Consider the following 22,674-nt stretch of genomic DNA (forward strand, 5'->3'; position numbering starts at 1 on the left):
TCTTTATAAGATGATCATATAAAGAAACAGGAAGGCCAATATGCGCAAACCCAATAATCTCAAACGTCTGACACCTATTGCCGGAACCATCGAGGTTCGCGGTATTCTTGGCGCGGCTGTTGCCAATCTGGGGGTACGAATTGTTGGGGGGGAATGGCCTGTCGGGTCTGTCATCGCCAAAGAAGCCGACCTTGTCGCCGAACTCGATGTCAGCCGGTCGGTCATTCGCGAGGCCTGCCGCATTTTGGGGGCAAAGGGCCTTATCCGGTCGCGCACATCAGATGGCACACGCGTACAACCCCGCGCAGAATGGCGTCTGCTGGACCCCGATGTTATGGACTGGCGCATTCAGGCCGGGGATCGCGAAGGTTTGCTGCGCGATCTTTTGAAATTCCGCCTGGTTCTGGAACCCGGCATTGCCTATAGCGCCACAGTCATGGCCAACGATGCCGCCCGCCAAAAAATCGATGCCGCATGGCAGGCCAAACAGGCCGTATACGAAGACACCACCTTAAACGAGCATGACCGGCGCGCAGCCTTCATTGATACCGACCTTGCCTTTCATCAGGCCTTTGTCGAGGCTGTCAGCTCCGAATTGCTGGATCAGGTTTTTTCCGTCATCAGTTCGGCACTGGAACTGCTGTTTGATCATCAATTACAGGCACTTGGCCGCGCCAACCGCCTGATTGGCATGGATGGCAGCCACGAACTGCACGAAGATGTCTATCGCGCCTTTGCCAACCGCGACGCCGCCCGCGCCGAGGAAGCCATGCGCGTTCTGGTCCATCGCGCGATTGAGGATGCCGAACGCGGGTTTGAACAATAAACCCGCCGGGCCACGCAAAGGCCATGCCCCTGACCTTGACGCCGGATCATTCATACATCCGGATCGTAACACCCCCATCAATCACGATATTTTCGCCAATCATAAAACGTGCCTCATCCGATGCCAGAAGGGCGGCAATGGCAGCGACTTCATCGGGGCGGCACAGGCGACCAACAGGTTGTTTGGCCTCGGCCTGGGCGCGGGCGGTGGCCGGGTCAGGCGATTTGGCAAATTCGGCAGCAGCCAGGTCCGTATCGGTATAGCCCGGCGAAATGGCATTAATGGCAATGCCGCGATCCGCATATTCCAGCGCCAGGGCGCGTGTCATACCCAGCAAACCATGTTTTGCCACCGGGTAGGGAAAGGTTGATTTAATGACCGAAAAGGCATGATTGGAGATGATGTTGATAATCGCGCCATAACGCCGGTCCACCATGCCCGGCAACACTGCGCGGCTGCAATTCCAAGCCCCCTTCAAATCAACCGCCATGCAGCGGTCCCAGTCTTCATCCATCAAATCCAGCGGGGCGTGAAACACGTTTACCCCTGCATTATTAACCAGCACACCAATCGCCCCGTGGCGGGCCTCAATCCCGGCGATCAGCTCATCCACCCCGGCCCGATCCGAAATATCAAGCTGGCAGGCGGTGGCACTGCCGCCCTTGGCGGCAATTTCGCTCGCTGTTTCCCGGGCGCGGTCCAGGTTCAGATCAGCAATAAAAACATTGCCCCCCTCAGCGGCAAAACGGCGTGCAATTGCCGCCCCAATCCCCTTTGCCCCACCCGTTACGATGGCCGTTTTCCCTTGTAATCGTTGCATTTTTTAACACGCTTTCTCTCGGCTGTTGACTTTATAAGATTAACATATAATCTTTGAAATGTGAACAAAACATAAAATACCTACCGGGAGGATTAAATGCGTTCCAGGATCACAATGCTATCACTGGCTGCCATCATGGCATCCGTGCTGGGCCATTCGGCCTTTGCCGCCGACAAGGAAATTGTCGCGATTTATAAAAGCGGGACCCAGCAATATTTCATCGACCAGGCGGACGGCTTTAAAAAAGCAGCCGAGGCACGGGGCTATTCATCCAACATCATCAATGTCGAACTTGATGCCAACCGCGCCATCAGCGCGGTATCGGATGCCATTGCTTCGGGCGCAAAGGGCATTGCCATTACCGCCCCCGATCAGGCCATTGGCCCGGCTGTTGCCAAGGCAGCGTCCGATGCCAAGGTTCTGCTGGTTGCAACTGACGACCCGCTTCAGAAAAATGACGGATCGGCCGTACCATTTGTCGGCTTTGATGGCACGGCAATGGGCAATTCGGTTGGCGAAGCCGCCGTTGATATTTTGAAAAAGTCGGGTTGGATGGATGGTGCCAATTACGGCGTACTGGCAACCGAATATCAAACCGTTTCCGTCTGTAATGATCGCACCAATGCATCACGCCAAAAACTGGAAGACGCAGGTGTTGCCGCCGACCATTTCAAGGTCGTTGCCTATGACGGCACCACCGATAATGCCCTGCAGGCTGCAGGCCCGGTCATTACCGCCAATCCCGGCATCGACAAATGGATTGTTTATGCCTGCAATGACGAAGGTGTGCTGGGCGCAACCAACGCCCTGCGTAATGCCGGGTTCAACCCCGAAGACGTCATTGGTGTTGGCCTTGGTGCCTATGAAGCCTGCCGTCCGTGGCAGGCGGGTATTGCAACCGGCTTTAAGGCCGCCCTTTATCTTAGCGGGGCCGATGTTGGCAAGGCGGCAGCCAATGCCCTGATTGATGCCATCGAAGGCACCAAACCCCTGCCCGAAAAAACCGTTGCCGATACCACCATTGTCACCCCGGACAATTACAAGGATGTGATGCCCTGTAGCTGATCACCCTGCCCGGATGCCGTCGCAACAACCGTATCGGTGGCATCCGGTTCCATATCCGGGAGTTTGAAATGCCAAATGAAACTGTTCTTGATGTCCGCGAGGTTGGAAAATCCTTTCCCGGCGTCAAGGCCCTGTCCAATGTGACATTGCAGGTCAGAAGCGGCGAAGTCGTTTCAATTGTTGGTGAAAATGGTGCAGGTAAATCAACCCTGCTTAAAATCCTGAGCGGCGATTACCAGCTTGATGAAGGCACAATCACCCTTGCAGGCAAAGAAGCCAGCCATGCCAACCCGTTAGAGGCACGTGATGCCGGTTTTCGTCTGGTCCGTCAGGAACCCGAAATCGTGCCCCATGTCAGTGTGATGGAAAATGTCTTTATCGGCGAATATCCCACACGCCCCGGTGGCCGGGTGGATTTTGCGGCCATGCGCCAAACCGTAACCGCCCTTATGGACCGCTACGGTTTTACCGGCATGGTCGGAATCGAGACGTCAGGGCGTCTGCTATCGCCCGCGCAGATGCATATCGTCGAAATTCTGCGTGCGCTTAAGGATGGCGTCAAAGTCGTTGCCTTTGACGAACCCACATCGTCCCTTACCAATAACGAAACCGAAAAGCTGTTCGCCCTGATTGCGACCCTGCGGGCGGAAGGCATTGGCATTATTTACGTTTCACACCGCCTGCACGAAGTCATGGAAATTTCCGACCGGGTTGTTGTTTTGAAAGACGGCCAGACAACCGGTGACCTTGCCATTGGTGAAACCAGCGAAGATGAAATCGTCCGCCTGATGGTAGGACGTGAGCTTTCCGCCCATGGCTTTAACCGCACCGAAGTCACCCGCGACGAGGTCGTGCTGGAAGTTGAAAATCTGTCAAGCCGGTGGCACCAGAATATCAGCTTTTCCATTCGTGCCGGTGAAATTGTTGGTTTTGCAGGCCTTGTGGGGGCCGGGCGCACCGAACTGGCAAAGGTGCTGTTTGGTGAATTTCCCCGTGATGGCGGCACCATTAAAATTGGTGGCGAGGTCAAAACAATTCGCAGTCCCGCCGATGCGATCAAGGCCAGTATCGGTTTCGCCCCGGAAAACCGCAAGGCCGAAGGGCTTATCCTTGTGCGCTCGGTTCTGGAAAACGCCTCGATGGCGGTTTTCTCGTCCCTCTCGCGCCTGGGGTTGTTGCGCCACAAGGAAATGGTTTCCGCCGTTACCCCCTATATCCGCCAGCTTGAAATCAAAACACCCAGTCTTGACCACGATGTTGGCAAACTTTCGGGTGGCAACCAGCAAAAGGTTGTTCTGGCGCGCTGGCTTGCGGCAAAGCCCAAACTTCTGATCCTTGATGAACCGACCCGTGCGGTTGATGTGGGCGCCAAGGCCGAGATTTATCGCCTGATTGATGACCTCGCAAAATCGGGCATGGCGATCATGATGATTTCATCTGAAATGCCCGAACTGCTTTCGATGTCCGATCGCATCATTGTCATGCATGACGGCCAGATCTCCCAACCGATTGAAAAACACGACGCCACCGAAGAAGCCATTGTCAATCTTGCGCTTGGTACGCGCAACGTGGCCTAGGCCCGGTGGAAAAAGGAACTGTGTGATGAATGCTATCAACCATTCGGCCGCTGCCCCGAATATGGACCGAAAAGACCCTTTGGCGCGCCGTCTTCTTAAACTGATCGGTGCTGAAAACCTGTCTTTAATGATCGCGCTTGCCATCATGGTTGCGCTGATTTGCAGCCAGACCGAATTTTTCTTTTCTGCCCGCAATATCCTGAATATCGGGCAGAACATGGCCGTCATGGGCCTGATTGCCGTTGGCATGACCCTGGTTATCGTTTCGGCCGGGCTTGATATTTCGGTGGGGTCAATTGCCGGCTGTGCATCGGTTGTCTGTGCACTGATGGTCAGCCAGGCGGGTACCGTTTTGGGCGGTGTCGCCTTTGGCATTGGCATTGGTGCCATTCTCGGCCTGATAAATGCCACCATTATCAACTATCTGCGCGTTAACCCCGTTGTGGCAACACTGGCAACATTTTCCGCCTTTCGCGGTGTTGCCTTCCTGATCGCCCCCGGTGGCCGCCCGGTAGGCGCGCTTGATCCCAATCTTGCTTGGCTTGGCTCCGGTCGTATTCTGCAAATCGGCAGTTTTCCCGGTTTACCGGTTGCTTTTATTATCCTGATCATTGCTGCGATCGCTGGCCATTTCATCATGACGTCAACGGTTTTTGGCCGCTCGATTTATTCGATGGGGGGTAATCCGGCTGCGGCCCGGCTTGCCGGCATCAAACTGACGCGCATGCGCTTTATCATCTATGCCATTTCCGGGGCGCTTTCCGGGCTGGCCGGGGTGATCGTTACCGCGCGCACCAGTTCCGGCCAGCCCGCATCGGGCACACAGGGGCTGGAGCTTGAGGCCATCACCGCCGTCTTTTTAGGTGGTGCCCTTCTGGCAGGGGGCAAAGGCACCATCATGGGCACCATGCTGGCGGTTCTATTGCTTGCAACCCTGTCAAACGGCATGAATTTGCTGGGTATTCCCACATTTTACCAATTGGTCGCCAAGGGTTTATTGCTGGTCATTGCGGTGGCCATCGGTCAATGGCGCCTTGCACGTGCCGAACGCCGCCAGGCCCGCCTTGCCGCCACTGGTGGCAATTAACATGGCACAGGCCACGGTCCTAACCCTTGAAAATGATGCTGTTTCACTTTGTTGCCACCCCGGTTTTGGCGGGCGCATTTCGCACCTGACCGACCGGCAAAGCGGGCGCAATTGGCTGATTGACGGCACACCAAACGGGGACGAGGATACAGGTCCATCCGCCATTTATGGCGCAAATCATGCGCGTGGGTGGGACGAATGTTTTCCCGCCATTGCCAGTGACCACACCCCCTATTGGGGGCCTATCCGCGATCATGGTCTGCTGTGGGGCGAAACGCACCAATCCCGGATCACTGATAATTGCCTGCAAACGGCGATCTCACTTGCAGATGGGGCCATAACATTTGAACGGAGCCTGACGCTTCACGGGTCATCGATTATCGTTGATTACAACCTTGCCAATCAGGGCGCCCTGCCCTGCCCGTATCTGTGGAGCCAGCATTGCCTGCTGGCAACCCGCCCCGGCGAGGAACTGGTAATGGATGGTCTGGGCACACCAGACCCCACCATTCATGCCCCCTATGATGATTTGATCATTCGGGGCCGCGAAGCACAATTTGCCCAAAAAACCTATGCTGCGCTCACAGAATATCATGCCTGCATTGGCATTAAGGGCGATGCAGGCGGCATCCTTTTTTCCTGGCGCCGGGCGGAAATACCCTGGTGTGGCATCTGGCTGGATTACGGGGGATGGCCCAACGGCGAAACCGGCCAGCCAGCGCACCATCAGGTTGCGCTGGAACCGGCAACAGCCCCCTTTGACCCGCTAACCGCCGCCCAAAACACCGGTTACGGCCGCGTTCTCGCCCCCGGTCAATCGCAAAGCTGGCAAGTCGTCATCACGATATTTCCCGCAGGAAAAACACTTAACCGATCATCGTTTCACGCTGATTAAGCCCAAGAGAATAAACATGAAAATCACCGCACTGAAAACATTTCTGGTGCCGCCAAGGTGGCTGTTTTTAAAAATCGAAACAGACGAAGGCATTTGTGGCTGGGGCGAGCCCGTTTTAGAAGGGCATGCCGAAACCCTTGCCGCAAAAATTGCCGAATATGCCGATTTCCTGATTGGCCGCGACCCCGGCCGGATCGAGGATATCTGGCAAAGCCTGTATCGTAACGGGTGCTATCGCGGTGGACCGGTATTGATGAGCGCGCTTTCCGGCATCGACATGGCCCTTTGGGATATCAAGGGCAAAGTCGCCAATATGCCCGTTCATGCCCTGCTGGGCGGTGCCGTTCGTGACCGGGTTAAAAGCTATTGCTGGATAGGTGGTGATCGACCGACCGACCTGATCGGCGGGGCGCAAAAATTGCGCGAGAAGGGCTATAAGGCCCTTAAATTCAATATTTGCAGTGAAATGCAAATTATTGATTCTTATCGTAAAATTGACCAAAGCGTTCAAATGTTAAGCGAACTGCGCGCCGCAATTGGCAATGACATGGATTTTGCCTGTGATTTTCATGGCCGGGTTCATATGCCCATGGCACGCATTCTTCTGCGCGAAATTGAACATCTGCACCCGATGTTTGTTGAAGACGCGGTTTTATCAACACAAATCGATGAAATGGCCGATTTGTCGCGCGCAACAACCATTCCGCTCGCAATTGGCGAAAGGCTGCATTCGCGGTTTGATTTCCGGGCGGTTTTTGAAAAACGCGCTGCCAGTGTGATCAACCCCGATACCGCCCATGTCGGTGGCATTTCAGAAATGGTCCGGATCGGTCATTGGGCCGAAGCCTATGACATCGCCCTCGCCCCCCATTGCCCGCTTGGCCCCATTGCCCTTGCCGCCTGCCTGCAGGTCGATGCCATTTGCCATAATGCCTTCATCCAGGAACAAAGCCTGGGCATGCATTATAATACCGGCGGTGATCTGAACGATTATTTGCTGCCATCCTCGCGCTATCAGGTCATTGATGGCTATTTGCCGATCCCGCAGGGGCCGGGATTGGGTATTGAAGTTGATGAAGACCACATCATCGCCCAATCCACCATCGGTCACCGCTGGCGCGCCCCACTTTGGCGCCACGAAGACGGCTCCATCGCCGAATGGTAAAACGATGTTAACGCCAATAACATCACTTGACGCAATTTCTGGGTAAAGATCAAAAAAAACATCCCCATCACTTTGCTCAGCGATGGGGATGTTTTCTAAAACCGTCCGGCTTAATCGCGGCGCGAGGTCGCGTATTTTTCAGATTGCTCATAATAGTCATCAAAGCCGATGCGCTTGCGCAATTCTTCCCAGCTCATCAGCATATTATCACGCGGTTGACCGGCCTTGAGCAATTGCAGGGTTTCCACCATTGCCTTCATGGCCGATGCCATCAATGACAGTGGATATGCTGCAATCTTAAATCCGATTTCACGAAGTTCTTCGGGTGAAAGATCAGGTGTTTCACCGCCCTCAAGGATATTGGCCATCTTTGCCCCCGGAAGGGCACCGCAAATGGTGCGCATTTCATCAACCGATTTGGGTGCTTCCACAAACAGGATATCAGCCCCCAGTTCGGCAAATTTCGCGGCACGGTCAATGGCTTCGGCCAGCCCGTGTTCATGGCGCGCATCGGTCCGCGCCAAAATCAGGATATCTGCCCCGGCCTCACGGGCATCAACTGCGGCACGGATACGGTCAAACGCTTCATCACGTCCAACAACTTCCTTGCCCTTGGTATGGCCGCAGCGTTTCGGGGCAACCTGGTCTTCGATCATGACCGCGGCACAACCAGCCTTGGCAAAACCCTGCACCGTGCGGCGTACATTCATGGCATTGCCATAACCCGTATCGCCATCGCCAATCACGGGGATGGAAACCGCATCGGTAATGTTACGGGCCTGGTCCAGCACCTCGCCATAGGACATAAGCCCCAGGTCCGGCGCACCAATGCGCGCCGCCGCCGCCGAGAAACCCGACATAAAGGTCAGGCCAAATCCCTGCTGTTCAATCAGTTTTGCCGAAAGCGCATCAAAACAGCAGGGCATGGTAATCAGTTCGTCACGCGCTAGCATGGCGCGAAGCGTATTGGCAGGTGTCATGTTCTTCACAGTTTAAACGGAATATAAAGGGCGAGGTCCGGCCACACATAAAGGATCACCGCGGTCAAAAACATCAGCAGGATGAAGGGGAAAACCCCCTTTGACACTTCGCCAAGCGGTGTTCGCGCGACCGATTGAATGACATAAAGATTCATGCCGACAGGGGGGGTAATCAGCGCACATTCAACCATGATCACCATGTAAACCCCAAACCAGATCGGATCAATCCCCAGCGCCATGGCCGCAGGCAACAGAACCGGCGTCATGATCAGCACCATGGAAAGGGCTTCAAACACCAGCCCCATCAACAGCAGCACAACCGATACCACCAGCACAAAACCAAGCTGGGTATCAACATTGTGGCTGATCAGAACCGAAATATCCTGCGGGATACGATAAAGCGTGATCGCCTTGCCAAAAACCTTGGCCCCGGCAATGATCAGAATAACCGAAACCGTCGTTGCCATGCTTTCAAAGGCGGCTTTTTTAATGCCATCCCATCCCAAAGCAGGCATGACAACACGAATATTCATGCGCGTCACCAGGCGGTCAAACCCGCGAAACAGCCCAAAAACAATGATCGGCAGCAGGAAGTAACCAATGATCGGCCCCTGCCCCTTAAAGACCATGTAATAAACCGCATCGGCCAAAATCATGCTGGCAGGCAAGCGCAAAACCGGAATGGTAATGGCAAGCGCTGCCGCAAAGCCAATGGCGGCCGCCTCGGTCGGGGTGAAGGCACCACCATAAATACCGGCAATAATCAAAACCGCTAGCAAAATGGCCGGAAACGCCTTAAAGGTTGCCGCCCAGCGTTCATTCCAGTTCTTTTTGGGTTCCGGCACCTGGCCGCCAAGGCGGGCATAAATCATCGAAAACACTATAAACAGCACCAGCAGGGCAATGCCCGGGCCAATACCCGCCAAAAACAGCGAAATAACCGATTCTTCAGTCACAAAGCCATAAATGATCAGCGGAATGGACGGCGGAATAAGAATTCCCAGCGTGCCGCCAGCTGCCAGCAGGCCATAAACAAAGCGCTTATTATAACCCCGATTGATCATTTCCGGGATGGCAACCGTGCCAATCGTTGCCGCCGTGGCAACAGACGACCCCGAAATGGCAGCAAAAACACCACAGGACAAAATGGTTGCAACCGCAAGGCCACCGGGCCAATGCCCGACCCAGGCACTAACAGCGGCAAACAGATCCTTGCCAACACCGGCCTGCAACAGGACGTTCGACATCAGCAAAAATAACGGCACAGCCAGCAGAATAAAGCCATCAAGCGTGGATAAAATGGCCTGGGGCGCCATCAGCGGCGAAAAACCGCCCAGCACCAGCATGGCTAGGCCAAGCCCACCCAGCGCAAAGGCCACCGGCACACGAATAAGCAGAACCGCAAACAGGGCGATCAGTGTCAGAACAATGGTCATTCATGCGCCCCTTGCGGAATTTCCCGGCCCATCACAACGCGGATAATTTCAATCAGTGACTGGATCGCCAGCAAGGCAAAGCCCACAAATACCGGCAATTCGGAAATCCAGGTTGGCAAATCCAGCATCGAACCCGTGGTACGGCCCCGTTCCAGGCTTTCAAAGAAAATGCCAAAGCCTTTCCACGCCACCACAATCGAGAAGATGCCCACAACGGCCATTGCCAGAATTTCAAGAACACGCTGCATGGTGGGGCTGCATAGACGGGTTATGGCATCAACCGCAATATGGCGGCGTGTTGCCAGCGCCCAGGGCATCCCAATTAGCGATCCCCAAATCAGGCATAGCTGCGAAAGCTCTGCCGCCCAGATGGTGGGACGAACGAAAAAATACCGCGCAACCACTTCCCAGCTCAGCATCAGCCCTGCCGCAACAAACAGCAGCGCCCCTATCCAGGCCAGTGCAACAATAAATCGGTTATACATTGTGGGACTTCGCGCGAAGGCCGGCACAACCGGGACCCCCGCCTTTCCTGTGGTGGAAATTTTAAATATCTTGGTCATCTCAGACAGGAACACCGCCAGCAGCAAAAATACTGGCGGCGGTGTTCCGTCAACTGGTCGTCAAACCGTCAGATCAAAGCTTTTTGGCAGCGTCAAAAACCTGCTTGCCCAGATCACCGGCACTGTTGAGGAAGGAATCATAAACCGGCTGCGAAACTGCACGCCACTGTTTCACTTCTTCATCGGTCGGGGTGTAAATAGTCATCCCGGCTTCTTCGGATTCCTTGAATGCGGCTGCTTCAATCGCACTCATACGATCACGCACGTCTTTTTCGGCATCGCGGGAGGCTTCGGTAATGATCGCGCGCTGGTCATCGGTCAGGCCGTTCCAGAAATCGGTATTGATCATGACCAGGAATTCAACGTCAGCCATATTGGTGATGGTGACGGTATCCATGACTTCCCACAATTTACGCGATTTCACACCGGAAATGCCGGTCATGCCGATATCAACCGTGCCACGCTGATAGGCAAGATACTGTTCCGAACCGGAAATCAGGGTCGGTGCGCCACCGGCTGCTTCGGTGAATTCACCCAGCGATTTGCCAAATACACGGACTTTTTTGCCTTCAAGGTCTTTGGGGGTGTGGATCGGCGCACCCTTGGACAGCATGATGGTGCCGCCATAAGCCTGCCACCACAAAACGGTCGAACCGGTATCAGCAATAGCTTTGTCCAGCGGGCCACGAACGGGCGAACCCGGTGCAACTGCCGCACGAACCTTGGCTTCGGAATCCAGCACGAACGGCTGATAGAATACGTCAACTGCCGGCACATCACCTGCATAGCGCGTCAGCGAAGCCGAACCCATTTCAATGGAGCCCGACCCAACGGCGCTGGGGATTTCCTTGTCTTTATAAAGGGTGGCAGAATCATAAATTTCAACGGCGATATTGCCGTTTGATTTTTCTTCGACTTCTTTTTTAAACAGTTCAAGGTTCTGAACAATATGACTTTTGGGCGGAAGCTGGGATGCGATGCGCAATGTTACATCTGCGGCCTGTGCCGCCCCGCTAACCCCTACCGCAGCCATCAAGGCAGCGATCATGGCAATTTTTTTCATGATGAACGTCCTCTGGGTTTTTTAATTACAATCAATTCCAATCATGCGCGAAGATGGTCCAATTTGCCCCAAGGGTTCAACATTTTTTCGCCGTAATGTGCAATTTTAGCCGGTAAATACCCCGCAGGCGGCCCATTTCATAAACCTTTGCGCGCAGGTGCAGTGCACACACACGCATCATATGTATACACTTGCACCCATAAGGTCATTTTCAGGAAATATTATTCGCGCGCGATGACACCGGGCGATCAAACGCACCGACAACTACCCTAATCCCGGAACGGGTCGGGAATTTGGGTTTTAAGGTCGCTTCGCCGCACCAGCTCCAGAAACGCAACAGCGGCGGGTGACAATGTCCGCCCCGAACGCCAGATAAGGCCGATATCGCGCAACATCTCCGGCTCACCCAGCGGGCGGAAAATAAGGGGTTCACGCCCCAATACCGGCAATGTCAGGGCCGGCAGGGCCGTTACCCCCAATCCTTGCGAAACAAACGCCCCTGCCGTTGCCAGATGGGAAACCTCGAACCGGGGGCGAAACAGCAATCCCTGCTGGGCACAGGCGGCATCGGTCAACATGCGCACGCTGGTCCCCGTTGCCATGGCAACAAAGGGCTGGCTGACCAGTTCCTGCCAGGAATAGCTGCGCTTTTCATCAAGTGGCCCACCCGGTGCCCCAACCGCGACAAAACGATCAGTCAGAAGCTTTTGAAAGGATAACCGTTCGGAAACCTCGACCGCACCGGCGGTAAAGCCCAAATCCGCCTGCCCCAGTTCAACCTCGCGGATGATGCCATTTGATAAAACATCATTGATCTGCACATCGACATCAGGGTGGGCATCCAAAAACTGCTGCACCAGCCGGGGCAACAGGCCAGCGGTGACCGATGGCAAACCCGCAATCGTCAGGCGGCCACGCCGGGCGGCCTGATAGGCCATAAATTCGGCCATCGCGTTTTCGGTGGTATTTAAAATTCGCTCAGCCAGCCGCAAAAACGTTTGGCCCTGCGGGGTCAACGTTACATTGCGGGTGTCACGGTCAAACAGGCGGCAACCAACCCGCCCTTCCAGGCGGGTGATCTGGCGGCTAAGCGCAGATGGCGAAACACCAACAGCATCGGCAGCCGTGCGAAAACTGCCACTATCCACCAGGGCGCGAAAGGCCCGCATTTCATCGATATCGACATTAATGCGTTTCATGCATCAATTATCGCATTTTTTTCACTTCAAGCAACAAAACTTATCAGGCACACTTTTGAACGTTGCGAAAAAGAAAACCAATAACCTGTCGCAACATCCATAAAAGCCCGCATGACGGGCATTCGGGAGGAAAAACCAATGAAATTCAAAACACTCGCGCTTGCGGGCGCACTTGCTATTGGCCTGTCACTGCCTGCCATGGCCCAGCAAAAATTGCTGGTTGGCTCGACATCCGCATCTTCAAGCCATTACGGTTATTTCGTTGCCGTATCCAAGCTGATCAACGAAAAAGCCGACGGGCTGGAAGCATCGGTTGTGGAAACCGGTGCCACGATGGATAATTTGCGCCGCATCGAACGCAACCAGATTGACCTTGGCCTTGTCACCACCAATGTCGCCCAGCACGCCAAGGCCGGTACCAACAAATTTGAAGGTCATCCGCTCGATATCGGGCTGTTGTGGGTTTATACCGGCGCACCGCAAAACGTGATCGTGCGCGAAGATGCCGGCGTCAAATCACTCGCCGATCTGGCCAATGTCCGCTTTAATCCCGGTATCAAGGGATCGGCCACCGAAAGCACGACCGAGGCGGTCTTTAAAACCCTTGGCCTGTCGGCCGATTATGTGCGCGGCTCGACCACCGATGTCGTTGACATGATCAAGGATAACCGATTGGCAGGTTATGTAAAATCGGGTGCTGGCGAACGGCTTGATAGTTCCACCGTCGATATCGCCACCTTCACACCGATCCGCGTTCTTAGCCTGACTGATGATCAGAAAAAAACGCTGGCCGAAAAAATGCCCGATATTTCACTGGTGGATATCCCAGCCGGTGCCGCCGATGGCGTACCAGCCTATTCCACCTGGAGCTTTGGCGTCGGTGTTGCCGCAGGTATGAAGCTTTCGGAAGACACCGCCTATAAAATCGTTGATGCCATCATGAGCGACAAAACCGTTCAGGGCGAAGCAATGGCCAGCGTAAAGGGTGCGGATCTTGCGAAGCTGACCCTGCAATATGGGACCATTCCGCTCCATCCCGGTGCGGCAAAATGGTTCCGCGAGCATGGCTATGACATCCCTGCCCGCCTTGACCCTGCCAAAAGCTGATAAGCTGGCACCAGCAAAGCAATAATAAAAAACCAGAGCATTCGGGAGGAAATTCGCCATGCTGATGCGTGTGCAAAACGGGCTTGCCATCCTTGTGGGGGCATTTGTCTTCTATACGGCCGCATCCGGCCCGTTTGAAAGTCTTATTCAGCGTGCGATTTTCCTCGCTTTGGTGATCTGCCTTGGTCTTGCGGTTTATCCGCTGGGCAAAGATACCAAATGGCGGCTTGCCGGCCTGATCATTGATCTGGCACTGGCCGCCCTTAGCATTGCCGCCTGCAGCTATATTGTTATCAATTACGATAACATCATGACCACCCTGCCGTGGGCCACCCCGCATGACATGGCCCTGACCACCTGCCTGGTAATTGCGATCCTTGAAGTGGGCCGTCGGGCTGTAGGCATTATATTTCCGATGCTTGTGGTTATCGGCTTGGCCTATGCCCTGTTTGGGCAAAACCTGCCCGGTATTTTGGGGCATCGTGGCTTTGATGGTGCCTTTGTCACCGAAACCCTGTTTTTGGGTGACCTTGGCATTTGGGGCATGTTAACCGGCGTTGCCGCCACTGTGATTGCCGCCTTTGTGCTGTTTGGTGCGCTGTTGCTTCATACCGGCGGCGGGCAAAGTTTTATGGACCTTGCCATGCGCATTGGTGGCCGCCAGCCCGGTGGTGCGGCCAAAATCGCCACCATCGCCAGTGGTTTGTTTGGCATGATTTCCGGCTCTGCCGTTGCCAATGTTGCCACAACAGGCAATTTCACCATCCCGATGATGAAACGCTTGGGCTACCCCGCCCCCTTTGCTGCTGCGGTCGAAGCTGTCGCCTCCACCGGGGGCCAAATTGCGCCGCCCATCATGGGGGCTGCGGCCTTTGTGATGGCCGAAATCCTCGGTGTTTCCTATGTCGATATCATGGTCGCGGCAATTATTCCGGCATTGCTGTTTTATCTGTCGGTTTTTGTCACCGTGCATATCATTTCGGTCCGCCGCGGGCTTAGCCTGGTTCCCGATAGCGAATTACCGGCCTGGTCGCGCATTTTGCAATGGCGGCGGGTTCTGCCAATCATTGCTGCGCTGGGCGGGCTTGGCATTGGTATTTTCATGGGCCGTTCGGTTGCGACATCCGCCTTTTATGGCATTGTCGGCCTGCTGCTGGCGTTTGTATTCACATCCCTTGGCAAGCTTACCCCGGCCGAAATGGCAAAACGTGTGATCGAAGGCATCGCCGATGCGGGCAAAGGCATGGTGATTATCGGTGTTTTGCTGGCCGGGGCGCAAATTCTGGTCTCCATGATCAATATGACGGGCATTGGCGTAACGTTAAGCTCGCTGATCGTGGCGGTCGCTGGCAATTCCATCATTCTTGTTGCGCTGATTGTCGCAGCAGTCTGCCTCATCATGGGCATGGGCCTGCCGACAACAGCGGCTTATGTGCTGGTCGCTGCCGTATTGGCACCGGCCATGACCAATGTCGGCGTTGACCCGTTAACGGCGCATCTTTTCGTCTTTTATTTTGCCACCATTTCCGTCATCACCCCGCCGGTTTGTGTGGCTGTTTTTGTCGGCGCGGGCATTGCCAATACCAACTGGTTGCCTGCCGCGGTCGAGGCCGTGCGCCTTGGCGCTGTCACCTATGTCGTGCCCTTCATGTTGCTGCTTTATCCCGGCATGACGGGGCGTGGTGGTGCCATTGAAATCATCAATGCCTGCCTGTCCGGTCTGGTTCTGGTATTTGCCATTCCAGCCCTTCTGGGGGGACAGCGGCTTTTTGGCTCTGTCTGGCTGGACCGCGCCATTTTCATCGCCTGCATCCTGCTTGCGATCTGGTCTTTCATCCTGGCCCCCGTCATCGCCGTGCTGCTGCTGGCAGGGTGCCATTATTGGGCACGCAGCCAAAAACCGGTACAGGAGGCCTGATTGATGAAAACCCTTCGTATCGGTACCGGCGCGGGCTTTGCAGGCGACCGTATTGAACCCGCAGTAGAGCTCGCCCGGCATGGCAACCTTGATTATCTGGTTTTTGAATGCCTGGCGGAACGCACCATTGCCTTGGCCCAGCAGGCGAAAATGCAAAATCCCCAGGCTGGTTTTGACCCATTACTGGAACGGCGGATGCGTGCAGTTCTGCCCGTTTGTTATCAAAACAAAACCCGCATCATTTCGAATATGGGTGCGGCCAACCCGGAAATAGCAGGCCAGCGCACCCTTGAAATTGCCCGCGAACTGGGCCTGCAGGGTTTGCGCATTGCCATTGTGTGCGGCGATGATGTGCACGATCAAATCGTGCACGATAAGTTTGCGTTAATGGAAACTGGCCAAACCCTGGCCGACCTTGCCAAGCCGGTGATTTCCGCCAATGCCTATCTTGGTGCCGGGCCAATTGTACGTGCACTGGCCGATGGCGCCGATATCGTCCTGACCGGGCGCGTTGCGGACCCGGCCATGTTTCTTGCCCCGCTTATTCATGAATTTGGCTGGGCAATGGATGACTGGCAAAAGCTGGGCCGGGGGACGCTGGTAGGCCATTTGCTGGAATGCGGCGGGCAAATCAGCGGTGGTTATTACGCCGATCCCGGCATCAAGGATGTGCCTGATATCGCCAATCTTGGCTTCCCGCTGGCCGAGGTTCAGGAAAATGGCAATGCCACCATTACCAAAGTCGCCGGGACGGGCGGTGTTGTCTCGGTTGCGACCTGCAGCGAACAGTTGCTTTACGAGGTACATAACCCGGCGGCCTATCTGCAACCCGACGTGATTGCCGATTTTTCCAACGTCACCATGGTTCAGGATGGCCCGGACAGGGTTAATATCTCTGGCGGAAATGGCCATGCGCGCACCGGAACGCTGAAGGTTTCGGTGGGTTATGTCGATTCATTTGTCGGCGAAGGGCAAATTTCATATGCCGGTGCCAATTGCGTGGCACGTGGCCGCCTGGCGCTGGATATCGTTGATCAACGCCTGAAAATGACGGGTGTAAACTGCCTTGAAACCCGTGGCGATCTGATCGGCCTTGATGCCATTCTGGGCCGATATGATGGCGATACCTCGCAAATCCCCGAAATCCGCGCCCGTTTTGTTGGCCGCACCGCAACAATGGCGGATGCAAAACGCATTGGTGAGGAGGTCGAAAGCCTTTACCTCAACGGTCCGGCGGCAGGGGGCGGTGTAACCCAATCCGCGCGGCAAATTGTTGGCATTGTCTCGGGCCTGATTGATCAATCCCGCGTCACCCCCACCATCACATTCCTGAAGGCATGAACATGCGGCTTCACCAGATCGCCCATTGCCGCACCGGCGATAAGGGCAATATTTCCAATATCTCGGTCATCGCTTACGACAGCACAGACTTCCCCCTGCTGGCCGACATCCTGACGCCGGACCATATCAAACACTGCCTGCAAGGCATCGCCAATGGTGCGGTGGAGCGATATGAATTACCGCAACTCGGCGCGTTAAACTTCGTTTTGCACAACGCGCTGGGCGGTGGCGTTACCAGATCGCTGGCGCTTGATGCACATGGCAAATGCCTGGCATCGGCGATGCTCGATATTGAAATTCCAGGGCGTTAAAGCCCTTTATTCTTAATCAGGCTTATTTTGCCGTTGTCATTTGTTGCCCGGCAAGGAGAATAATGGTTTTACGGCCAAGGATTTCGACGTGGCAGGGCGACAAATGACAGCGGCCCGAAGGGTTTCATTTCGGCGGCTTCTGGCTGCGTTACATCACTTGCCCGATACACCGCATCGCGCTGCGCGATGTGCCTTGCCAGAAGACACGCCGAAATGAAACAAAATGAACCTGATTAAAAATAAAGGGCTTTAAAAACTGCCAGAAGCCCCGCCGCCACTGTCGCCACCACCTCCTCCGCCAAAATCACCACCACCATGTTGATGATGGTGGTCGCGACGGTGAAGACGCTGATAGGCCGCATTTAAGTCCGTATGATCGTATTGGCGATTACGTGTTTGCAACGAATACAGGATGTTAAAGATGGTCTGGCAAATAAAAATAATGGCCGCGCCGATGGACCCGACAATCAGCCAATGAATCGCGACATAGTCCTGCATGCGGTTTCTGATCGCCGCCGCAATTGACAGAAAAACAACGACGCCGATGAAAATCGGCCATTTATGCCATTCCACATAACTGACATCGGCCCGCGTTTTGGCGATGATTTGTGCAACACCATCGCTGATTCCAGTTTCGTAATTTCCGTCATGCAGGGCTGGCACAATGCTATCAATCACCTGTTTCATGATGGTGTCATATAAGGCCGTGTACCCCGCACCCAGCTCAATGCGAACTTTACGGTCACCATCCGAAACAACAAACAGCACACCTTTATTCACGGAACTGGCCGTGTTTTTTCCGCCGATCTCAAAACGGTGGAAAATTTCGGTCGCAAAACCCTCCCAGCTCTCCTGCGACGACACATCTTTATAGGAATGCACAGTTAACACCGATATTTCAGTGCCGTTTTCCTGTTCATAGGCCCTAAGTTTGCTGGTGATGCCAGCCACTGCAGCAGGTGACAATAACCCGGCAAAATCATTAACGTAGCGATCGAACCGCTCTAACGGAAAGCGATCAAGCGGCTTGCGAAAACCGGGGCTGTCAATTGAGAAATCCTCTGCAGTTTCCGACATATTGACAGAACGGCGCATCACCATATCAACAACCAAATCGATTGCCGCAGGCATATCCCCATGCGCCAAAATCGGGTTAAAATGGTAGATATACAATTTCCGCCATTCCCCCTTGGCCAGGCCAAAACCGTTACCGTTTAAAACCCGCACTGCCCTGTCTTCTTTAGAAAAAATCACCAGAACCGCGCGGCCTTTGGTGCGTTCATGGGGCACAAGGCTGGCATATTTTTGAACCAATTCTTCCAGTGATAATTTTTGCGCCTGTTTTGCGAGGTTCTGCTCGGTAATAAATGCCTGTAACCGACGGCGATACGAACTGGATTCCGTTTCCGTGTTCCCCATATTCCAGTCCCGATAGGTATCCTCCAGCAGGGTATAAATACCGTCCTCGGTCTGCGGAAACTTTTCAACAGTCAGTACCGAAATTTCGATCAGTTCTTTATCTTCAAATGCCTGCAGTTTTTCTGCCAATGCATCTGCTTCCTGCTTTGTCAGAAGCGATGCAGCATCACTGACATATCGTGCCTTACGCTCATAAGACGCTGCCTGTGCGCGATCAAATACAGGCAGCAGGAATGCCAATGCCAAAAGCATAAAGGCTGCATATCGGGGGACATTTGCGCATCCACGCATTGCGCTGGTCCGCCGTGCCATCACAATTGATTTCCGGCTGCCAGACACGAAAATTTGCTGCAAAAGCATTCCCCCTATTATTCGATACAGCAGCACACAAATCTTACGCGCAACCTGGCCGATTGATGATTGCGCGGCCAAGGCGCGCTGCACATTACCTTAAAATACAACCCAAAATATTCAACCAAAAGCAACAGCATCATGTGGTTGCGAACTGCGCAATTGGGTTGAATTGATCAAACCCTGCAGAAATTTTGCGATCATCCGGGAAAACCCGCATAAAATTTCGTTTCTGAAAATTTTTACACATTTTCGCATCCGAAATCCGAAACCGGTCCTTAAATTCCGACGGCTCCGATCAAGTTAACCGTCATTACCCGCCCCTCAAACCGCTTCTATGCGGCCTCTCACAACGTCCCAATATCGGGCTATCCAAACCGTATTGCGGGTTGGTGACGTGTTTTGCGGAACAGTCAGGGTCAAACGGGTCAGCCTTCACTAGGAAGATCGGGATAGAGTTTACATGACCGAAACAAGGCATAATCTGCGCCCACGGTACACCACAACAACTTGAAATCATGTAATATTTTCGGAAACATCCCGTTATCGCCCAGCAAAAACGAGGCACTTGGGGCAGCTCAACAGTCGGGCAAAACACGACACACAAAGCTGCGCGCAAAAATGAAATACTGGCGACATTTGTAATTTTCACTTTCCAACGATTCCAGTGAAAATCTGGCCGATAACACCCTATTCCACGCCTATCAGGCGATAAAAACCAGGAAAATTCCTATTGGAAAAACAATGCCAGAACAATGCATTGAGAGAAAGCAAGCGCCACACAAAGCCGAAAATTTCGCGAATGAAATATTTTCGCTTGCGTTTAATTTATCAAGTTTGTAACGTTTTTGAAAATAAGGAACGACAGCTATCACCAGCCGTCAATAATCGGGCAATCAGGGAGGAATTCGGTTGCTCACTTCAGATACATACGACGTTGCCATCATTGGCGGCGGCATTAATGGCGCAGGCATTGCGCGCGATGCTGCCGGACGTGGACTTAAGGTCTTTTTGTGTGAAAAGAACGACCTTGCCTCCGCCACGTCTTCTGCCAGCACCAAGCTTATTCATGGTGGTTTGCGTTACCTTGAATATTACGAGTTCCGCCTTGTGCGCGAAGCCCTGATCGAGCGCGAAGTCCTGCTGAATGCAGCGCCGCACATCATCTGGCCGTTGCGCTTTGTGCTGCCCCATGTCAAAGGCCTGCGCCCGACCTGGATGATCCGCCTTGGCCTGTTTCTTTATGACCATCTTGGTGGCCGTAAAAAACTGCCCGGTTCCGAAGGTATCCGTCTTTCCAGCCACAAGGCCGGCGCACCGCTGGTGCCGGGCATGGACAAAGCCTTTGTCTATTCCGATTGCTGGGTACAGGATGCGCGACTGGTTGTTTTAAACGCCATGGATGCCCGCAATCGCGGCGCGGAAATCCATGTTGGCACCGAATGCCTGTCAGCCCGGCGCGATGGCAAAGAATGGATTGTCACCGTACGCAAGGATGGCACCGAACATCAGATCAAGGCGAAATCGCTGGTCAATGCGGCCGGCCCCTGGTGCGCCGAACTGCTGGAAAACCGCGTTACAGCACATAAGAAACAGGGCATCCGCCTGGTTCAGGGCAGCCACATTGTGGTTCCCAAGCTGTTTGCCCATGATCACTGCTATATCTTTCAGAACCCCGATGGCCGCATTGTTTTTGCCATCCCCTATGAACAGGATTTCACCCTGATCGGCACAACGGATCGCGATTACAAAGGCGATCCTGCCAAAGTTGCCATCAGCGATGGTGAAATTTCCTATCTGTGCGAACTGGCGAACACATATTTCGCCCACAAAATCGCCCCGAAGGATGTTGTCTGGTCCTATTCCGGCGTTCGTCCGCTTTATGGCAATGGCGAGGAAAATGCTTCTGCCGTAACGCGCGATTACGTTCTTGAGATTGACCAGCAAAAAGACGAAGCACCGCTTCTTAATATTTATGGCGGGAAAATAACAACTTACCGCAAGCTCGCCGAAGCCGCCCTGGCCAAGCTCTCACCTTTTCTGGGCAATGAAAATCCTGCCTGGACCAGCCAAGCCCCGCTGCCCGGTGGTGATATGCCCAATGCCGATTTTGACGGCTATCTTGCTGCAATGCAGCAACGATTTTCCTGGCTTCCGCACGCCCAACTCTACCGTTACGTGCGAAATTACGGCACACTGGCCGACCGAATCATTGCTGGGGCAACTGATATTTCCGGTCTGGGGCTGCATCTGGGTGACGATGTTTATGAAAACGAATTGCGCTACCTGATGGAGCAGGAATGGGCACGCAGCGCAGACGATGTTCTGTGGCGGCGTTCAAAACTCGGGCTGCATGTATCAAAGGACACAGCAACTGCCATCGCCAACTGGTTTGCCAAAACCGATCATTCCATCCTAACCGCCCCGTCGGGCGAAGGAAACGACGACAAATGACCCTGACGCTTGAAAATATTACCAAAACCGTGGGAGGCGTCACCCATATCGACGATGTGTCGATGACGCTGGAGCCAGGTTCGTTCAATGTCCTGCTGGGCAGGACACTTGCTGGCAAAACCACCCTGATGCGCATTATGGCCGGTCTGGAGCCGCCAAGCAGCGGCCGCATTCTGGTCAATGGATCGGATGTAACCGGGCAAAAGGTTCAAAGCCGCAATGTCGCAATGGTCTATCAGCAATTCATCAATTATCCCTCGATGAATGTCTATGACAATATCGCCTCCCCGCTCAAGCTGCAGGGCACGGACAAGGCCGAAATTGACCGCCGCGTGCGTTCAACCGCCGAACTGATGCACATCGAACATCTGCTTGACCGTCTGCCGCAGGAACTTTCCGGTGGTCAGCAGCAGCGCACCGCGATGGCGCGCGCCATGGTCAAGGATTGCACATTGCTGCTGCTTGACGAACCACTGGTAAACCTTGACTACAAACTGCGCGAAGAATTGCGCGAGGAAATCCCCAACCTTCTGGCCGAGCGTGACACCATCGTTGTTTACGCCACCACCGAACCAATGGAAGCCCTGCTTCTTGGCGGTAAATGTGCAGTTATGCATGAAGGCCGTGTCACCCAGTTCGGGCCGACCACAAGTGTCTTCCATAACCCGGCAACGGTTGAAACCGGCCTTATTTTCTCGGACCCGCCGATCAACCTTATTTCGGCACGGGTCAGCAATGGCACCCTGGAACTTGCCAGTGGCCACAAGGTTGCGCTTTCGGGCCATCTGGGCGGGTTGAAAGATGGCAGTTACACCATCGGTGTGCGGGCAAACCACCTTTCGGTGGTTAATCCCGGCCCGGCCGCCATTGCCATGCAGGGCCATGTCGAACTGGCCGAAATCACCGGTTCGGAAACCTTTGTCCATGTGCATTTTGGCGATGTTTCCTGGGTTATCCAGGAAGAAGGCGTGCACAACCCCGAACTGGGTGAAATTTCGACCTTCTATCTCGATCCGGCACGCCTGTTTGTTTTTGCTGCCGATAACCGGCTTGTGGCCGCGCCCCCTGTTGAAATTGCAAACGGCAAGGCCGCCTGA

Annotated in this window: 19 protein-coding genes; 12 read left to right on the top strand and 7 right to left on the bottom strand. The window is 54.2% G+C overall.

What is annotated here, in order from left to right; all coding sequences use genetic code 11:
• Positions 1-40 precede the first annotated feature (40 nt).
• Positions 41-826, top strand: coding sequence for a FadR/GntR family transcriptional regulator (locus tag CSC3H3_RS23265; protein WP_101267023.1), 786 nt, complete (start codon positions 41-43; stop codon positions 824-826).
• A gap of 46 nt (positions 827-872) precedes the next feature.
• Here CSC3H3_RS23265 and CSC3H3_RS23270 read toward each other — a convergent pair whose 3' ends face one another.
• A complete protein-coding gene (locus CSC3H3_RS23270) occupies positions 873-1,646 on the bottom strand; it encodes an SDR family oxidoreductase (RefSeq protein WP_101286721.1) in 774 nt (257 codons plus the stop codon).
• A gap of 96 nt (positions 1,647-1,742) precedes the next feature.
• On the opposite strand from CSC3H3_RS23270, the gene CSC3H3_RS23275 reads away from it, so the two are divergent.
• The 5 genes from CSC3H3_RS23275 to dgoD all read left to right on the top strand — a co-directional run bounded on the left by CSC3H3_RS23275 (position 1,743) and on the right by dgoD (position 7,435).
• Positions 1,743-2,711: a substrate-binding domain-containing protein gene (locus tag CSC3H3_RS23275; protein WP_101286722.1), complete on the top strand. Its 969-nt coding sequence runs from the start codon at positions 1,743-1,745 to the stop codon at positions 2,709-2,711.
• Positions 2,712-2,779: 68 nt separating this feature from the next.
• On the top strand, positions 2,780-4,288 hold the full coding sequence (locus tag CSC3H3_RS23280; protein ID WP_101286723.1) for a sugar ABC transporter ATP-binding protein: 1,509 nt from the start codon (positions 2,780-2,782) through the stop codon (positions 4,286-4,288).
• A gap of 25 nt (positions 4,289-4,313) precedes the next feature.
• Positions 4,314-5,375 carry an ABC transporter permease gene (locus CSC3H3_RS23285; protein ID WP_157832001.1) on the top strand — a complete coding sequence of 354 codons (1,062 nt, stop codon included), beginning with the start codon at positions 4,314-4,316 and terminating at the stop codon, positions 5,373-5,375.
• A gap of 1 nt (position 5,376) precedes the next feature.
• Positions 5,377-6,270, top strand: coding sequence for an aldose epimerase family protein (locus CSC3H3_RS23290; protein WP_101286725.1), 894 nt, complete (start codon positions 5,377-5,379; stop codon positions 6,268-6,270).
• Between the two features lie 16 nt (positions 6,271-6,286).
• Positions 6,287-7,435, top strand: coding sequence for a galactonate dehydratase (dgoD, locus tag CSC3H3_RS23295; RefSeq protein ID WP_101286726.1), 1,149 nt, complete (start codon positions 6,287-6,289; stop codon positions 7,433-7,435).
• 110 nt (positions 7,436-7,545) lie between these two features.
• On the opposite strand, the gene CSC3H3_RS23300 is transcribed toward dgoD, so the two are convergent.
• From CSC3H3_RS23300 to CSC3H3_RS23320, 5 genes are all read right to left on the bottom strand, one after another.
• Positions 7,546-8,415 carry an isocitrate lyase/PEP mutase family protein gene (locus tag CSC3H3_RS23300; protein WP_101286886.1) on the bottom strand — a complete coding sequence of 290 codons (870 nt, stop codon included), beginning with the start codon at positions 8,413-8,415 and terminating at the stop codon, positions 7,546-7,548.
• 5 nt (positions 8,416-8,420) lie between these two features.
• Positions 8,421-9,851, bottom strand: a complete 1,431-nt coding sequence (locus CSC3H3_RS23305; protein WP_101267011.1) for a TRAP transporter large permease — start codon at positions 9,849-9,851, stop codon at positions 8,421-8,423.
• A complete protein-coding gene (locus tag CSC3H3_RS23310) occupies positions 9,848-10,336 on the bottom strand; it encodes a TRAP transporter small permease (protein ID WP_101286887.1) in 489 nt (162 codons plus the stop codon). The genes CSC3H3_RS23305 and CSC3H3_RS23310 overlap by 4 nt, the downstream gene beginning before the upstream one ends.
• Before the next feature lie 151 nt (positions 10,337-10,487).
• Positions 10,488-11,477: a TRAP transporter substrate-binding protein gene (locus CSC3H3_RS23315; RefSeq protein ID WP_101267007.1), complete on the bottom strand. Its 990-nt coding sequence runs from the start codon at positions 11,475-11,477 to the stop codon at positions 10,488-10,490.
• 269 nt (positions 11,478-11,746) lie between these two features.
• Positions 11,747-12,676 (bottom strand): LysR family transcriptional regulator, encoded by a 930-nt coding sequence (locus tag CSC3H3_RS23320; protein WP_101286727.1) that lies wholly within the window; start codon positions 12,674-12,676, stop codon positions 11,747-11,749.
• Between the two features lie 138 nt (positions 12,677-12,814).
• Here CSC3H3_RS23320 and CSC3H3_RS23325 point away from each other — a divergent pair, with 138 nt between their 5' ends.
• The 4 genes from CSC3H3_RS23325 to CSC3H3_RS23340 are packed head-to-tail and all read left to right on the top strand — an operon-like array spanning position 12,815 to position 17,353.
• On the top strand, positions 12,815-13,783 hold the full coding sequence (locus tag CSC3H3_RS23325) for a TAXI family TRAP transporter solute-binding subunit (protein ID WP_101286728.1): 969 nt from the start codon (positions 12,815-12,817) through the stop codon (positions 13,781-13,783).
• Between the two features lie 58 nt (positions 13,784-13,841).
• Positions 13,842-15,701 carry a TRAP transporter permease gene (locus CSC3H3_RS23330; protein ID WP_101286729.1) on the top strand — a complete coding sequence of 620 codons (1,860 nt, stop codon included), beginning with the start codon at positions 13,842-13,844 and terminating at the stop codon, positions 15,699-15,701.
• A gap of 3 nt (positions 15,702-15,704) precedes the next feature.
• Positions 15,705-17,042 (top strand): acyclic terpene utilization AtuA family protein, encoded by a 1,338-nt coding sequence (locus tag CSC3H3_RS23335; protein WP_101286730.1) that lies wholly within the window; start codon positions 15,705-15,707, stop codon positions 17,040-17,042.
• A gap of 2 nt (positions 17,043-17,044) precedes the next feature.
• Entirely contained in the window at positions 17,045-17,353 is a 309-nt protein-coding gene (locus CSC3H3_RS23340) for an AtuA-related protein (protein WP_101286731.1), read from the top strand.
• Between the two features lie 249 nt (positions 17,354-17,602).
• Here the strand turns inward: CSC3H3_RS23340 and CSC3H3_RS23345 are convergent, their stop codons facing one another.
• A complete protein-coding gene (locus CSC3H3_RS23345) occupies positions 17,603-19,063 on the bottom strand; it encodes a TPM domain-containing protein (RefSeq protein ID WP_172963487.1) in 1,461 nt (486 codons plus the stop codon).
• Between the two features lie 972 nt (positions 19,064-20,035).
• Between CSC3H3_RS23345 and glpD the strand changes: the two genes are divergently transcribed.
• Together glpD and CSC3H3_RS23355 are read left to right on the top strand one after the other, a co-directional pair.
• Positions 20,036-21,577, top strand: a complete 1,542-nt coding sequence (gene glpD / locus CSC3H3_RS23350; RefSeq protein WP_101286733.1) for a glycerol-3-phosphate dehydrogenase — start codon at positions 20,036-20,038, stop codon at positions 21,575-21,577.
• Complete coding sequence (locus CSC3H3_RS23355) at positions 21,574-22,674, top strand: ABC transporter ATP-binding protein (RefSeq protein WP_101286734.1); 1,101 nt, start codon at positions 21,574-21,576, stop codon at positions 22,672-22,674. Before glpD ends, CSC3H3_RS23355 begins: the two co-directional genes overlap by 4 nt.

It is taken from the genome of Thalassospira marina (assembly GCF_002844375.1).
Classification (GTDB): Bacteria; Pseudomonadota; Alphaproteobacteria; order Rhodospirillales; family Thalassospiraceae; genus Thalassospira; species Thalassospira marina.